16 protein-coding genes are annotated in these 15,976 nt (G+C 47.9%); 7 read left to right on the top strand and 9 right to left on the bottom strand.

The window, feature by feature from the left end; genetic code table 11:
* Positions 1-5 precede the first annotated feature (5 nt).
* The gene (locus tag BLS44_RS08880; RefSeq protein ID WP_090389722.1) at positions 6-2,408 is read left to right on the top strand and encodes a hypothetical protein; all 2,403 of its coding nucleotides are present in this window, start codon (positions 6-8) and stop codon (positions 2,406-2,408) included.
* A gap of 145 nt (positions 2,409-2,553) precedes the next feature.
* Here BLS44_RS08880 and BLS44_RS08875 read toward each other — a convergent pair whose 3' ends face one another.
* Entirely contained in the window at positions 2,554-4,086 is a 1,533-nt protein-coding gene (locus tag BLS44_RS08875) for a helicase HerA-like domain-containing protein (protein WP_090389721.1), read from the bottom strand.
* 212 nt (positions 4,087-4,298) lie between these two features.
* Between BLS44_RS08875 and BLS44_RS08865 the strand changes: the two genes are divergently transcribed.
* From BLS44_RS08865 to BLS44_RS08850, 4 genes are all read left to right on the top strand, one after another.
* Positions 4,299-4,697: a hypothetical protein gene (locus tag BLS44_RS08865; RefSeq protein ID WP_090389719.1), complete on the top strand. Its 399-nt coding sequence runs from the start codon at positions 4,299-4,301 to the stop codon at positions 4,695-4,697.
* A 112-nt stretch (positions 4,698-4,809) separates the two neighbouring features.
* Positions 4,810-5,115, top strand: coding sequence for a hypothetical protein (locus tag BLS44_RS08860; protein WP_143019707.1), 306 nt, complete (start codon positions 4,810-4,812; stop codon positions 5,113-5,115).
* Positions 5,112-6,158 carry a radical SAM protein gene (locus BLS44_RS08855; RefSeq protein ID WP_090389717.1) on the top strand — a complete coding sequence of 349 codons (1,047 nt, stop codon included), beginning with the start codon at positions 5,112-5,114 and terminating at the stop codon, positions 6,156-6,158. Before BLS44_RS08860 ends, BLS44_RS08855 begins: the two co-directional genes overlap by 4 nt.
* A gap of 250 nt (positions 6,159-6,408) precedes the next feature.
* Complete coding sequence (locus BLS44_RS08850; protein ID WP_090389716.1) at positions 6,409-7,107, top strand: response regulator transcription factor; 699 nt, start codon at positions 6,409-6,411, stop codon at positions 7,105-7,107.
* A gap of 321 nt (positions 7,108-7,428) precedes the next feature.
* Here the strand turns inward: BLS44_RS08850 and ruvB are convergent, their stop codons facing one another.
* Positions 7,429-8,430 (bottom strand): Holliday junction branch migration DNA helicase RuvB, encoded by a 1,002-nt coding sequence (gene ruvB, locus BLS44_RS08845; RefSeq protein WP_245729154.1) that lies wholly within the window; start codon positions 8,428-8,430, stop codon positions 7,429-7,431.
* 254 nt (positions 8,431-8,684) lie between these two features.
* Between ruvB and BLS44_RS08840 the strand changes: the two genes are divergently transcribed.
* Entirely contained in the window at positions 8,685-9,152 is a 468-nt protein-coding gene (locus BLS44_RS08840; protein ID WP_090389714.1) for a hypothetical protein, read from the top strand.
* Between the two features lie 5 nt (positions 9,153-9,157).
* Here the strand turns inward: BLS44_RS08840 and BLS44_RS08835 are convergent, their stop codons facing one another.
* From BLS44_RS08835 to BLS44_RS08810, 6 genes are all read right to left on the bottom strand, one after another.
* On the bottom strand, positions 9,158-10,357 hold the full coding sequence (locus BLS44_RS08835) for an aspartyl protease family protein (RefSeq protein WP_090389713.1): 1,200 nt from the start codon (positions 10,355-10,357) through the stop codon (positions 9,158-9,160).
* Positions 10,358-10,563: 206 nt separating this feature from the next.
* Positions 10,564-11,742, bottom strand: a complete 1,179-nt coding sequence (locus tag BLS44_RS08830) for a cysteine desulfurase family protein (protein ID WP_090389712.1) — start codon at positions 11,740-11,742, stop codon at positions 10,564-10,566.
* 56 nt (positions 11,743-11,798) lie between these two features.
* Positions 11,799-12,314, bottom strand: a complete 516-nt coding sequence (locus BLS44_RS08825; RefSeq protein WP_090389711.1) for an LIC11966 family surface protein — start codon at positions 12,312-12,314, stop codon at positions 11,799-11,801.
* Positions 12,315-12,435: 121 nt separating this feature from the next.
* Entirely contained in the window at positions 12,436-13,164 is a 729-nt protein-coding gene (rnc, locus tag BLS44_RS08820; protein WP_090389710.1) for a ribonuclease III, read from the bottom strand.
* 6 nt (positions 13,165-13,170) lie between these two features.
* Positions 13,171-14,421 (bottom strand): beta-ketoacyl-ACP synthase II, encoded by a 1,251-nt coding sequence (fabF, locus tag BLS44_RS08815; protein WP_090389709.1) that lies wholly within the window; start codon positions 14,419-14,421, stop codon positions 13,171-13,173.
* A 113-nt stretch (positions 14,422-14,534) separates the two neighbouring features.
* On the bottom strand, positions 14,535-14,771 hold the full coding sequence (locus BLS44_RS08810) for an acyl carrier protein (RefSeq protein ID WP_008587437.1): 237 nt from the start codon (positions 14,769-14,771) through the stop codon (positions 14,535-14,537).
* 165 nt (positions 14,772-14,936) lie between these two features.
* Between BLS44_RS08810 and BLS44_RS08805 the strand changes: the two genes are divergently transcribed.
* Positions 14,937-15,365, top strand: a complete 429-nt coding sequence (locus tag BLS44_RS08805) for a GNAT family N-acetyltransferase (RefSeq protein ID WP_090389708.1) — start codon at positions 14,937-14,939, stop codon at positions 15,363-15,365.
* A gap of 4 nt (positions 15,366-15,369) precedes the next feature.
* Here the strand turns inward: BLS44_RS08805 and BLS44_RS08800 are convergent, their stop codons facing one another.
* A complete protein-coding gene (locus BLS44_RS08800) occupies positions 15,370-15,846 on the bottom strand; it encodes a YcxB family protein (RefSeq protein ID WP_090389707.1) in 477 nt (158 codons plus the stop codon).
* Positions 15,847-15,976: the final 130 nt, after the last annotated feature.

The raw sequence follows: 15,976 nt of genomic DNA, 5'->3' as shown, positions 1-15,976 counted from the left end.
CAAACATGTATACGATCCTTCCTACTTTTCTTCGTTGTTCCCGGTTATTAATGCTCCTCATCGGTATGTATGCGCCCCAGGCTGCAATGGGGCAGTTGCAGGCAACAGAACCGGGATCAGCAAAAGAACAACCGGGGCGCGAAATCATTTTTGTTCACAGCGATAAGGAAGCCTACCTGGCCGGTGAGCTGCTCTGGTTCAAAGTGTACCTTCTGAATGCAGGCACACATATACCGGCCGGATACAACAGCATCCTTTATATTGAATTGGTAAATGACCAGGGACGGTCGGTCATCCAATCCAAGATCCAGACCACCCGGGGCACAGGAAAAGGCAGCTTTTACCTGCCGGTTAATATAGCCACCGGGGCCTACACACTTATTGCCTACACGAATCAGATGAAGCTGGGCGACGAAAGAGCGCTCTTTAAAAAAAGGATCCTTGTATCCAATACCATTGCCGCAGCAAACCCTCCGGCCCGCACGCCGCAGCCGGAGCCCATCATCCGTTTTTTTCCGGAAGGCGGCGCGCCGGTTGAAGGCAGCTCCTCAAAAACCGGGGTACAGGTACTGGACCCTCACACGATAAAAGGATTGCCGGCTACGGGGTATATTATAGAAAACAGTACAGATACCGTTGCCCGTTTTGAACTGCTGAAATTCGGCCTGGGCCAGTTTACCTATACACCGCTGCCGGGCAGAAAATATACTGCAGCAGTAACGGTGCCGGGAAAAGGCGTTATTAAAAAAGAACTGCCGGCGCCCAGGGCCGGCGGCTCCCTTTTGAGCATAACTGACAACGGAAACGATACTTACCTGGTCAAAGTAATACTCCAAAACACAGGCCCGCAAAAAATGACGCTGGTTGCACACAGCGAGCAAAAGAACAAATTTGCCACTACCATCGATCTGCAAACCCGCAATATTGCCGAGATCCCTGTCAGCAAATCCAAACTCGGAACAGGTGTGATCTGCTTTACGCTGTTTGATCAGCATCTTCAGCCCGTAAATGAACGCCTGGTATTTATCCCCGGCAAACGGCCTTCAAAAGCCGTAACCATCAGTGCCGGCAAACAGGAGCTGACTGCCAGGGACCGCACCTCTATACAGCTGGCATCTGCATTAGGGGGAGACAGTCTTGAAACCATACAGGGCTCCCTTTCTGTATACGCGATGGACAACAACAACAGTCCCGCAGCACCGGATATCCGCGCCTATCTGCAGCTTACAGCCGGTCTTTCAGGAAGTATTGAATCCCCGGAGTTTTACTTTACACCAGAAGCGGCCAACGGAAATTATATTGAGAACCTGATGCTCGTGAACGGGTGGCGGCGCTTCGATAACCAGGCACCTCTTTTTGACCCCGCTTTGAAATACCTGCCGGAGTATGACGGGCATATTGTTGCTGCAAGGGTCTTCAGCAACTGGAACCATCAGCCGGCTCCGGGGGTTTCCTGCCTGCTTACGGCGCCCTCGATCCCCTTTGGTCTTTACAATGGCACCAGTGACTCCTCGGGTATTGTCCGCTTCAATATAAAAAAATACTATGGACCGGGAGATATCTTTATAAAGCCAACCCCATCGGCCAACGCTGCCAACAATTATACTACGGCTGTCATTTCACCGTTTATCGACAGCGCCAACCGGTCTTTTACCCAGCCGCGCTATTTTCCTGACCCCGCAGACAGCGCGTACCTGCTAAAGCGCAGCATTGCGATGCAAACCGTCAACATTTATTATAAAGACAAGATCAATACCTATACGCCCCCCCCGGTAACGGATACCCTACCCTTCTATGGCAAGCCGGAGATCAGCTATCTCCTGGATGACTATAAACGTTTTTCCACAATGGAAGAAGTTTTGCGTGAGTATGTACAGTCGATCAATGTGGTGATGCGTGACCGCAAACCCCATATGACGATCTATGATGAAAAATACCAAAACGTGTACCGGTATGCCGTGCTCGTTTTGCTGGATGGGGTGCCCCTGGCAGACTATAACAGCATCTTTAACTATAACCCGTATAAAGTAAAAAGGCTGGACGTGGTTCCCCGCAGGTATGTGATCGGTTCATCCCTGTACTCCGGGGTAGTAAGCTTCCAGACCTATGAGTCCAAGTTTGACGGGTTTGAGCTGGATCCTTCTGCCATTGCGATCGACTATGAAGGGCTGCAGCTGCAGCGGGTCTTTTATGCACCCGTTTATGCCAACGGGGACAAAGGTGATCTGAGAGTACCTGATAACCGCACTACCCTTCTTTGGGAGCCGGATATACAGCTGACCGGCGGTCAGCCCTTAAAATTGGATTGTTTTACTTCAGACTTCAAGGGCACTTATAAGATCGTATTGCAGGGTATTTCCAGCAAGGGATCACCCGTTTTTTCGGAAGCAACATTTATGGTAAAATAATCCGGGGAAAGTGTACCATTAAAATATGGAATGTCCCCGGAGCCTGAGGGTAAGATCAAGAAGGGCATCCCCTCAAGTCTGAACACAGCGGCTTCCAACCAAAAGGTCCTTTTTTATTTTAAATTCCTCATTGGATATTCCAAATTTAAAAGAACCCCTTTTTTCTTCTGCCTCCCAGTCCTATAGCGCCCAGCAGCGAGCGTACAATGGTATTGCCCGCCGTACGTGCTACGCTTTTTACAATCGGGTTATCAAAAAAACCTTTCTCTTCGGCCACGCGTTTTGCGGGTTTTTCTTCACGCTCCTGTGCTGCTTTTTCAGCTGCATCATTCAGCTTTTGGGTCAGCAGTTCGTAGGCGCTTTCGCTATCGATCACTTCATTGTAATGCGCGGCAATTTTTGACCGAGCGGTAATACTGTCGATCTCCGCATCCGTCAGTACATCCATCCGGCTTTGAGGGGCCCGTAACATGCAATGCACCAGCGGTGTGGGAATGCCTTTTTCATTCAGCATAGTAATAAGGGCTTCCCCGATCCCTACCTGTGTAAGCAATTCATCCGTTTTGTAAAACGCACTCAGGGGATAGTTCTCGGCCGTCTGTTTGATCACCTTGCGGTCAGCCGCTGTAAAGGCCCGCAGTGCATGTTGCACCTTTAATCCCAGCTGGGCCAGTATAGAAGCCGGCACATCCATCGGGTTCTGCGTACAAAAAAACACCCCAACACCTTTGGAACGGATCAGCTTCACAATAGTTTCGAGCTGGCTGAGCAACGCAGCACTGGCTTCATTAAAGATCAGGTGTGCCTCATCAATAAACAATACCAGCTTGGGCTTATCCAGGTCTCCCGCCTCCGGAAGGGTGGCATAGAGCTCCGCCAGCAACTGCAGCATAAAGGTAGAAAACAACTTGGGACGATCCTGCAGGTCGGTAACCCTAACAATAGAGATCATGCCACGCCCGTCGTCACTGATGCGCATCAGGTCCTCGACATCAAAGCTGCGCTCGCCAAAAAACTGGTCGGCGCCCTGCTGTTGCAGCTCAATCACTTTTCTCAGGATCGTTCCGGTTGAAGTGGTCGATATTTTTCCATACGTTTTTTCGAGTTCGGCCTTTCCTTCATCACTCACATATTGCAATACTTTGATAAAATCTTTCAGATCCAGGAGCGGCAACCGGTGATCATCGCAGTACTTGAAGATCATGGCCACAAAGCCCCCCTGCGTATCGTTCAGGTCCAGGATCTTGGAAAACAGTACCGGGCCAAACTCCGTTACGGTGGCCCTCAGTCGGGTACCCTTTTCCTGGCTCAGCGTTAAGAACTCAATGGGATATGCTTCCGGCTTAAAGTCGATGGCCAGTTTCTGACAACGCTCTGCGATCTTATCATTGGCAACACCGGCTGCCCCTATGCCGCTCAGATCCCCTTTTATATCCATCAGCAGTACCGGGATACTGGCATCACTGAGCCCTTCTGCCAGCACTTGCAGCGTTTTTGTTTTACCCGTTCCGGTAGCCCCTGCGATCAGGCCATGCCGGTTCAGCGTTTTAAAAGGAATGTTCACATCCGCATCCGGTACCACTTCCCCGTTTAAAATACCCCTGCCTATTTTATAGCTTTCTCCTTTAAATGTATAGCCATCTTTTACGGCCTGTAAGAATTGCGCTGTGTCTGCCATGATTTAAAATTTGGTATTGCAATATTCCTTAAGTTTTTTGAAAAAAAGAATAAAAACGGAATAACCGGAATAGAAACCGTAGTTTTTATACGGTATTTACCCGCTCCAAAATACGTATAAATACGATAAAAAAACCGCAAATCTGCGCTGGTATCGCCCCTGCCGCCGGGATAATTTTGGGTCATTGAATCTAAAACAAAAAATACAATATTATGAAATCAAAATTATGGGTTGCTGCAATAGCTGTATTCATCCTTGCCGGGTGCAAGAAAAAAAAGGAAGACCTGCCCCCGGCTCCAAGCGTTGTGGGTTATTGGGAAGGTAAATATGGCAACGGAAATGCGGTGCCCGGGCAGCCTTATTTCTTCCTCTTCCGTTCCAACGGAACCGTAAGGGTTTATGCCGATAATGCCGATACCGCCTCCGCAGGTAAAGCAGAGGGCACATATATTGTAAGCGGCAACACGGTTAAAACCACTTATACCTACCCGCCCGCCACCTCTTATTCAACGCAGGCAGTAGTGGATGCAGGTTTTGCCACCATGGATGGCACCTGGGGAAGCGGAGCCAGCGTAAGCGGCAATGGAACCTTTCGCATTTTCAAAAAATAAGCATTCAAAGCCTTCCTTAAATATAGAGCGGAGTAGTCTGAAAATCCCCAACAGAGTAAGACGTGCATGCTGAAAAACGACAAGAGTAAGCGTAATACACAAAAAAATGATCATGGACAACATTAAAGAATTTGAAGCCGGTTTATTGAAAAAACTTGAAGCCAAAGACATGGATAAGATCGTTATCCGAAACATTTCAAGGGAGATCGTAAACCTTAAAAAAAGCGGGCTGTTAATTGACCAGGTCTATGTAAAAGGCGTGCCCCGGTTGGACCGCTATATCATCAACGGTATTGTTGATCCTGAATTCTGGAGCAAGTTCAATAACGTAGGCGGTATCTTCTCCCGGTTTGAAGTGTTTCCCTATGGCGTCATTGCCCACCAGGGATTTAAATTCAATGCTGAAATCGAAAGATGATGAATGAGCATTTTACAAAAGGGAGTTCTGCATGTGCAGCTCCCTTCCGTACCATCCAGCTGCACCCCACCCGCCGGTGCAACCTCTGCTGCAAACACTGCTATTCCAGCTCCTCCCCGTTGTTAAAGGAAAGCCTTGACCTCACAGCGCTCAAAACTTTTCTAAAATATGCCTATGACCAGGGATTTAACAATATTTCCCTGTCCGGGGGCGAGCCGTTACTATACAAAGATCTTGAGGCGCTGCTGCGGTTCACAAAAGAGCTGGGATACAACAATACAATGGCTACAAACGGGATGTTGCTGGGCGGTGCCAGGAACCGGTCGCTGCTGCAGTACCTTGACCTGGTTGCGGTGAGCGTTGACGGGCCTCCTCAGCTCCACGACTATATCCGCGGCCAGCAGGGTGCCTTTGAAAAAATGCAGCAGGGCCTGCAGATTTTAAAGGAACTGAACAAACCCTTCGGGCTGATCCATACCGTAACACCCGAAAGCTGGAAGGAGCTGATCTGGCTGGGAGCATTTGCCGCCGATGCCGGGGCCAAATTATTGCAGCTGCATCCGCTGGAGCTGTTTGGAAGAGCCCGGCAGGAGCTTGCCCAATGGGCCAATGATGACCTGCACCTGCACCGCACTTATATACTGGCCAACTATCTCAGCAGCAAATACCAGGGCCGGATGGTGATCCAGGCCGACCTGCTGCACCGGGACTATCTTCAATCCTTTCCCCAGGTTGTAAATGGCTTTGCAAGAAGCTGCAGCAATAAAGACCGGCTGGCCCAGGTGATCGATAATATTGTTATTGACGAAACGGGCGCAATTACACCGTTCGCCTATGGTTTTGACCCCCAGCTGTCGATCGGAACGCTCCATGATTTTGATGATACACTATTCGACCGCTACCTGGCGCATAACGCTGCAAAAATTGAAGCGATGATGGAGCAAACGCTCGCCCATGTCTTCGAAAACAAGGACCAGGACATTATTAACTGGAATGAAGTATGGGTTTACAACAGCCGGAACCCGCTGCAGGTATCTGCCTGAACGGGCGGGCTGTATTTCCTTGCAAAGGGCCCGTTTACAATGCGCCCGGCTATCCTATGGCGGATTAACGCCCTTTTTCCGGTTTCTCATTTATAAAGCAGCGCAGGCCCGGCCTGCAACCAAAGGCGGTACTCCTTATTGTAACCAATACAGGATACCGCCCGCTTTTTAACAAAAAATTCGTCTCCATTTGTTAGTCTATTAAAAAGCATTAACTTTATTTGCCATCTAATAACTCAAACGCAACAACATGGAAACAAAAAAACCGAGGATATTATTGTGTGAAGATGATCCCAATCTTGGGAATGTATTGAAGAATTACCTGGAGCTGAATGACTATGATGTTACCCTGGAGCGGGATGGCCGTCTGGGTCTGGCTGCTTTTCAGCGCGAAAAGTTTGATCTTTGCCTGCTGGATGTGATGATGCCCCACATGGACGGGTTTACCCTGGCAGAAGAGGTACGCAATGTGGATCCGGATATTCCCCTGTTTTTCCTGAGTGCCAAAACAATGAAGGAAGATATCATCCAGGGATATAAGCTGGGCGCTGATGATTATATCACCAAGCCTTTTGACAGCGAGGTGCTGCTTCTGAAGATCAAAGCCATTCTTAAAAGAAATGAAGAGCTGAACAAGGAAACAGAGAATAAAGAGTACCAGCTGGCGAGTTATCATTTTAATCCCAAACTGCGGCAGCTGATCCATAATGACAATACGCAAACCCTTTCTCCCAAAGAAAATGAGCTGCTGAAAATGCTGGCGGAGCATCTGAACGACCTGCTGCCCCGCGAGCAGGCGCTTAAAAAGATCTGGGGCAGCGATACCTATTTTAACGGAAGAAGTATGGATGTGTATATTGCCAAGCTACGCAAATACCTGAAAGACGATGAAAAGATCGAGATCGTAAACATCCACGGAAACGGATTCCGGTTGGTGGTGCAGGATTAAGTCTTTACCAGATAAAGTAGAAGACCCGCCTTTCAAAAAAAGCGCGGGTCTCTTATTTTAAGAGAAAGATCTTGACCGCTGCCAACCGCAACGCAGCTTTCGGACAACAGCGGCAACCAGGAGGCCTTTAGTATCTCGGCGCTCCGGTAGCAAACATAAAAGATACCTGCTGTATCATATATAAAATATGGTCCAATAAAATGCGAATCCACACCACCTCCCACAGAAACGGAACGTGTAGAAAGTCCATATCGGACCTGGTCAGCAACATATCCAATAAGAATAAACAGGCTGTTTTAACCGTCGTAAAAATGCCCCCTGCTAAAGCCCCAGTTCCAGGTTTACCGCGCCGCGGTTCCCCGGTTTTTTACCCAGGTGCTCATAGGCCTTATGCGTTACCTCCCGCCCCCTGGGCGTCCGTTGTAAAAAACCCTCCTGTATCAGGAATGGCTCGTATACTTCTTCGATGGTACCGGCTTCTTCCCCCACAGCAGTGGCAATAGTGGTGATGCCCACCGGCCCCCCTTTAAATTTTTCAATGATGGCCAGTAAGATGCGGTTATCCATCTCATCCAGTCCATACTCATCCACATTCAGGGCCTTTAGCGCATGTTTTGTGATGCCCGTGTCTATCACCCCATCGTTCAGCACCTGCGCAAAGTCCCTCACTCTTCTTAACAGTCCATTGGCGATCCTGGGTGTGGCCCGGCTTCTGCCGGCGATTTCGGCTGCAGCCTCATGGGATATCTTTACAGCCAGGATCTCGGCCGAGCGCAGGATGATCTTTTGCAACGTAGCAGCATCGTAGTACTCCAGGCGTGATTTGATGGCAAAGCGCGACAGCAGCGGGGCGGTGAGCAATCCGCTCCTGGTGGTAGCCCCCACCAGGGTAAAGGGGTTCAGGGAAAGCTGGATGCTCCGGGCATTGGGCCCGCTGTCCAGCAGGATATCCAGCCGGTAATCTTCCATGGCTGCATATAAATATTCTTCTACCACCGTGCTCAACCGGTGGATCTCATCAATAAATAATACATCATTGGGCTCCAATGAGGTCAGTAACCCGGCCAGGTCACCCGGCTTTTCGATCACCGGCCCGCTGGTCTCCTTTATATTAACCCCCAACTCGTTGGCAACGATCCTGGATAAGGTGGTTTTTCCCAAACCGGGAGGACCGTGAAAAAGGATATGATCCAGCGCCTCTCCCCTCATCTTGGCGGCTCTTATAAAAATAACCAGGTTTTCGATCAGTTGCGGCTGGCCGGCAAATTCCCGGATCTGGCCCGGCCGGATCGTGTTCTCAAAATCACTTTCCGAAGTGCTCATGCCCTGCTTTTCTCTGTTTAAATTGGGGTTGCTCATTGTTTTTCAAAGATATTATAAATAGGCATGGAAGCCCCGCTTCCTACGCCTGCAAACAACTGTTTTTTGCTGAAGCCCGTTTACAAGCGATTGGAGATCGAAGATATAACAAACAATCTCTGAATCATTTACGCCGTTGCTCACACTGTTTTGCCGAAAATCAGGGAATGTTCTGTTTCATTTTTTGTATTTTGCCCGTCTATAGTAAAAAAAGCAGTATGCGATCCCTTTTTTCTCTGGTTTTGGTGGTTTTATTGCTGACGCAATGTAAAAAGGCAGGCGATGCAGGGCCGTCCAATGCGTTTGCCGGTGACTCATACTGTGCCAATTGTAGTTCCGTTCGTTTTCATATTACCCTTTCCGACAAAAATACGGGCGACAGCTACATTGTTGCCCAAAGAATTTCCGGCTCGGACATTGAGATCCGGAATGCCCTGAACCAGCTGATCGGAAGCTCCAATATCTCGGTAACATTCCCGGATGATCTGAAAGGCGTTATCGTTTTCCCAATGCCGGACCGGTCCCGTTTCTTCCTGAAGATCAAGACCAATATTTTAATGGATGTATCCTACACTTCAAAACTCAACAACTCCGGGCAATATGAGATCAGTAATCTTAAAGTAAAAGACCATACGGCGTCCCTTCAAAAAATCGCTGACGGGTACCTCATAAAGATAGACCTGTAGCCCGCCTATTTCCTTAAAATATTGATAACATGCATTTCTGTGGATTGCAGCACCCCGTTGCGGCGGTATATGATCTTTACCTTTCCGTAAGTTGATTGCAGCGCCTGCTTCAGGTCATCCAGCCGCATTCCGAATTTATTATTGATCGCGATGATCTCATCGCCTTCTTTCAGCCCCGCCTTGTCCGCCGGCGACCCCGATGGGATCTTTCCCGTAATGGCGGCACCATCTACCAGGTAGAGTTCAATACCGGAATAGGCATAATCAAACGGTGCATTAAAAAACTGGTTGGGTGTAATATGGATCTGCTGCTTTTCATAGTTCAGGATCACATTAAACCTCCTGAAAATTTCATTGCCGATCAGTCCGCCCAGCGAAGGATAGGAAGTTACATTATAATCATCATTAAAAATATTCACCGGTACGTTCCGGAATTTGTACGGGCCGATACGTAATGATTTCATCACGGTGAGGTACATATCCACTTTTCCCCCCAGGCCTTCTCCCTGTTTCAGGTATTGTTTTCTCCTGGACTTCAGGAAGGAACTGTCATTCATAAAATCATCCGAGAACAATACGGTAAGACCGGCCCCCATGTCAAATAAATAATTAAAGACCCTTTTCCTGCTGTCGGCGATCGTCGATCTTGAATAAGGCAGCATCCGGATATAGGGACGGATCATATAACCGCCTTTCGGATATTTCATCGTTCCCTTTGTATAAAAGCCGATCTCCTGCCTTTCATAGTTGATCTTCAGAATATAGCGGCTCAAAACGGAATAGCCCATGATCCCGTCAATTTTCTGACCATAGAGGGATGTCAGCACCTCATAATCGATGATATGAAAATCCAGGCTGTCAATTTCATAATTCCCTAACCGCAGCCGCTGGTTCTTTAAAAAGCCTACTTTCCGTACGCCCCCGATCCCCCTGATGATCCGCTCCGGTGCACCGGGTTTTAACTTCAGGCCTTCAACGGTTGTGGAATCCAGCGAAATGCCTCCACTTCCCGTATCCAGGATAAAATTGAGCGAATCCTTAAAATCGTCCAGCAGGGCCTTGAACACGATCACCCCGCCGGTGAATTGTACAAAAGGGATGGTAACCAGGTGTTTGCTGGGCGGATCAATAAACTCCTCCTGTGCCTTTGTATAAAAAAAGCAGCACAGACAAAGAGCCGCACAAATGAAACGCAATCGAATCATGCATGATCATTAAAAAAGTACCTTATTAGAGCCTGTTTAAATTTTATTGATGGAATTTATTATGAAGCTATTTTGGAGCGAAACAAGGAAAATTTTGCAGGCATAGTAGGCCACTATGGCGAAAAATTTAACGCAGTTGCAGCCCAAAACAGCCATAATAAAGCCATTGAATGAATTTTAAACAGGCTCTTAAAGTTACTAAAAAATCAGTCACGAAGTAGCCAGGCAGGACTGCTGTTTCTAAGGGCTTCAATGGTATGTGTTACCTGCCGGATGACCAATGGTATTTCCTCCCCGGTGGTCTGCCGCCCCAGGCTAAAACGGACGGTTGCCCTCGCCAGCAGGTCCGGTACCTGCATGGCCTTTAATACATACGATGGGTCCAGCGACCCGGAAGTGCAGGCAGATCCTGAAGAAAGGGCAATATCCTTATTGAGCGCGGATAAGATCTCATTACTGCTCAGGTAGCCAAATGATGCGTTGCATACATGGGGTAGCCGTTCTGATCCATAGCCATTAATATACACTTCCGGAAGTTGCAGCAGCCCTTCCTCCAGTTTGTTTCTGAGGGCTCCAAGCCGCACGGCCTCATCAGACATGACCTCCCGGCAAATAGCAGCTGCTTTCCCAAAGCCTACAATACCCGGTACATTCAGCGTACCGCTCCGGATATTATTTTGCTGCCCGCCTCCTGTGATCTGGGCGGCCAGCTTTACCCGCGGATGCCTGCGGCTGATGTACAACGCACCCGTTCCCTTGGGGCCATACAGTTTATGACTGCTAAAGGCCATTATACCCAGGCCAGCGGCTTTTACATCAACAGGAAGTTTACCGGCGGCCTGCGTGGCATCCGAAAAAAACAGCACCTGGTGCTCCCGCGCAATATCTCCGATCTCATGCACCGGCATTACCACCCCGGTTTCATTATTGGCCCACATTATGGCAATAAGGATCGTGGCTGGTTTAATTGCTGACCGCAGTTCCTGCAAATCGACCTGCCCGTTGGGCCCCACATCCAGCCAGGTAATTTCCATACCATTCCTTTCAAGGTCTTTACAGGTGTCCAAAACAGCTTTATGTTCCGTTTTGGCAGTAATGATATGGTTTCCTGTCCCGGCATACAGTGTGCTAATACCTCTTAATGCCAGGTTGCAGCTTTCGGTAGCGCCGGAAGTAAAAATAATTTCCCCCGGTTCTGCGCCAATCAGGGCCGCTACCCGTTGCTGTGCTTCCTCCACCGCCGCCTGGGCCTTCCACCCGAAAGCATGGTTGCGGCTGGACGCATTCCCATAGTACCGGGTAAAATAAGGCAGCATTTCGGCTACCACCCGTTCATCGCAGGCAGTTGTGGCACAGTGATCAAGATATATCGGTAACCGGAGCATAAATCAAAAAAGCGCTGCTGGTTTTTTCCCGGCAGCGCCTTCTAAATTAACAAAAATTATTTGACCGGCTCTTCTTCCAGCCGGATCTTGTTCCTGGCTGCAAATGCTTCACGCTCCTTGACAAATGCATCATCCGCCAGGGTTTCCTCTTCCTGGAGCTTAATAATCAGTTCATTGACCTTGTTGTCGGCCATTGTTGTATCCTTTACATCCTTATATACCTTTGCAATTTCCGTATACGATCCGCTTACCGACTTCTTATAAAAATCGGCCAGCCGTATTGCAGCGTCCCGGTAGCTGATGTTCCCGTTATAATCCGGAAGCTCTTTAAGGTTTTTTGTAACAGAATCTATCTGGAGTGCAAACCTGCTCAGGTCGCCGGATGCCGGGTCCTCGCTACCCGTCACTTTCTGAACGGCAAACAGGATTTGCTGCATCTGGGTGATACGGGATGTTATATACCGGTCGTAATCTTCTGCACGGGTAAATCCTTTTTTACCTGTATCGCCACAGGAAGTAAGGGCGGCCATAAAGCCTGTAAACAGTGTTGCCATCAATAGGAAATGTTTCATTCGCATGATTTTTTGTTTTTAAATGACCCGAGAGCAATGTACCTGCCGGAGCAGAACCTTCTACGGGAGAAGCCGCTCCCAGCCGGATCTTTTGTATGTACGGATCTTATGAGCGCCAGGGTTACGTGCCCTCCTCATTGTTATTGATCCCAAGCGTAGTTACGGCAAGACTCGCCGCTATCTGGGATGCATCTTTTTTGTTGAAGGCTTTGCCCTGTGCTATTATTGCACCATCAACAACTGCACCAATTGTAAATAACCGCCGGCCATTTTCCAGTTTTTCTTCAATGGTTACAAATTCCAGTACCTTTCCCTGCTTGTTAGCCCAGCCATACAGCTTGTTTTTATGGTTAATTTCCCTGGATTCCAGTTCATCCATAAACATGTGCGGCGCTATAATGTAATTATAGACCCATTTGCTGGTTTTTTTATAACCCAGGTCCAGGTAAATAGCGCCTACCAGCGCTTCCAGTGTGTTTCCAAAAATATGGCTGCCCCTCAGTGTATGATCCTGCTTATTAAAGTGCGCCACCTTTTTCAGGTCCATTTTCAGCGCAACTTCGTTCAGTTGCTGCCGGTTCACCATTTTGCTGCGCATTTCGGTTAAGAAGCCTTCTCCCTGATAAGGATAACGCTTAAAAAGGTAATCGGCCACCAGGGCACTCAAAACGGCATCTCCCAGGTATTCGAGGCGTTCATTGTTTTCATCAACGCTTTCCCGTAGGGAACGGTGGGTAAGGGCGGTTTTATATAAGGAAATATTATCGGGTGCAAATCCCAATATGTTTCGTAACTGCTTTTTTAAAGCCGCATCGTTTTTCTCTTTAAAAATCTCTCTTATAAAATTCACAGATAACTATGAATATTTTTTTACGATCACACAGGCATTATGGCCACCGAACCCGAAGGTATTGCTCAGCGCAATATTCACAGGGCGCTCCTGCGCTTTGTTAAAGGTAAAATTCAATCGGTGATCCAGTTCCGGATCATCGGTAAAATGGTTAATAGTCGGAGGCACTTTATTGTGTATCACACTTTTGATACATGCAATGGCCTCAATGACCCCAGCTGCACCCAGGCAATGACCGGTCATGCTCTTTGTGGAGCTGATGTTCAGCTCATAGGCATGCGGGCCAAATACTTCAAGGATGGCCTTGGTCTCTGCAATATCCCCCAGCGGTGTGGATGTTCCATGTGTATTGATATAGTCCACATCTGTTGGCTGAATGTTGGCATCTTTTAATGCCTCTATCATTACATTCTTTGCACCCAGTCCTTCAGGGTGCGGGGCTGTAATATGATGGGCATCGGCAGTGGCGCCTCCCCCGATCACTTCGCAATAGATCCGGGCACCGCGTTTTTTTGCATGCTCCAGCTCTTCAAAGATCAGAATACCGGCGCCTTCCCCCATTACAAAGCCATCCCGGTCCTTATCATAAGGGCGGCTGGCCGTTGCGGGGTCATCATTACGCTCACTCATGGCCTTCATAGCATTAAAGCCACCTACTCCGGCTTCGCTGATCACCGCCTCACTGCCCCCGGTTACAATAATATCTGCTTTTCCCAGGCGGATAAGGTTCATCGCGTCGATCATGGCATTGGTGCTGCTGGCACAGGCACTTACCACGGCATAGTTAGGCCCCCGGAAATTATGCCGCATGCTGATCTGCCCGGCAGCAATATCCAGGATCATCTTGGGGATAAAGAACGGGTTAAAGCGCGGCGTTCCGTCTCCCTTTGCAAAATCCACTACTTCATTCTGGAAGGTGATGAGCCCTCCAATACCACTCCCCAGTACCACACCAATCCGGTCGGGGTTAATATTCTCTTTTGTAAGACCGGCATCCGTAACAGCCTGATCGCTGACTACCAGGGCAAACTGGGTAAAGCGGTCTACCTTGCGCGCTTCCTTCTTATCGAGGAACTGCGTAGGATCAAAATTCTTTACTTCGCAGGCAAATCGTGTTCTGAATTTACTGGCATCAAATAAGGTGATCGGTGCTGCACCTGAAACTCCATTCAACAACCCGTTCCAATAGTCATCAACCGTATTGCCCAACGGTGTTAATGCACCCATTCCGGTTACAACGATCCTTTTAAATTCCATAAATGGTTGTCCTTATTTTTTATGATAAAACCGCCTTTGTATATGGAGGACCACAGTCAAAGGCGGTGTATTTGTTGTTTTACTTTACCAAAGCCAAGTTGGCTGCCAAAAAACTACTTGGCGTGCTCTTCCAAATAAGATACAGCCTGACCAACAGTAGTAATTGTTTCGGCTTGCTCATCTGGAATAGAAATATTGAATTCTTTTTCAAATTCCATGATCAGTTCTACGGTATCCAATGAATCGGCACCCAGATCATTTGTAAAAGAAGCTTCATTCGTTACTTCTGCTTCGTCAACGCCCAGTTTGTCAACGATGATTTTTTTAACTCTTGATGCAATGTCTGACATATCTTATTAATTTAGTTATTGGTGCAAAAATAGAGTTTTTGACCAAAATTGCATCGGAAAGAAAAAAAAAACTAAAAATGCTCCGGAACACCTAAAAATCCTTAATTTACGATATAAATTCCAGCTTTAGCCACCTATGATCTTTATCAAATCTTAAACCGTTTTATGGCATTAAAAATTATAGATCATGGTTCAAAAGAGTACGGGCAGATGGTTGATCTCCGCAACGAGATCCTGCGAAAACCATTAGGGTTGCTGTTGACGGAAGAGGATCTTAATGCTGATAAAAACCATATCCTGATCGGAGCTTTTGAAGATGAAAAGATGCTGGGATGCTGTATGCTGGTAAAGCAGCCTGGCCAGGTGGTCCTATTACGGCAGATGGCTGTGATTTTCGATCTCCAGGGCAAGGGGATCGGCCGGGCGCTGATGCAGTTTGCCGAAAACATCGCCCGGGATATGGGATACCGGGAGATATCGATGCATGCCCGGAAAAATGCAGCCGGCTTCTATGAGAAAATGGGCTACCAGGAATCCAGCAACGAATTTACGAACCTCAGCATTCCCCACATTGTAATGAAAAAATATATCTGAGGCGTTACTTCCGTGTCTTATTCATCAGCAGGTTCCGGAATCCGGATACTTCATCACCGTTGGCAAAGGCTGATTTAGGCACCAGCAAAAACGATCGTTCATCAAAATACAGATGGAAGAAATGGGGACTTTCCTTAAACGAGTGCAGGGCGGTGTAGGGCCAGCTTCTTTTCCCCTTTGTGTGTTCCAGGGTAAAGTCCACATCGCTGAAGTACATGGTAAAATCATGTTTGAACGTTTCCGCACGCCGGTACACAGCTCCGGGCAGGATGAACCAAAAACTGATCATCAGCAGGAGCCATAAAAAAGAGTTGATCAGGAACGCTACAGGCGTGATCTTATGCAGTCCATACAATACCAGGGAAAGCATCGCAAATACATTTACCAGGATGATCATGATCCTGATCTCTTTTTTCGAAATAAAATGATAGCGTAATGCCTGGATCACCTGCTTTTTATTATAGCCGAAATGTATTGTCATTGTGTATAATTTGAGGCACGGGGCTAAAGATAAGTTTTAAACAGAAAACCGGGAGGAGGTTTGCCGATGCGTGCATAACTTTTGCGGACCGGCTTAAAAAGTGCGGCCTCCTTATGGTTCATGTTAAATA

Origin of the sequence: Niabella drilacis, assembly GCF_900101395.1 — a bacterium.
GTDB lineage: Bacteria > Bacteroidota > Bacteroidia > Chitinophagales > Chitinophagaceae > Niabella > Niabella drilacis.
The sequence above is the reverse complement of the archived record's forward strand: the minus strand, read 5'-3'. Positions and strand labels throughout refer to the sequence as shown.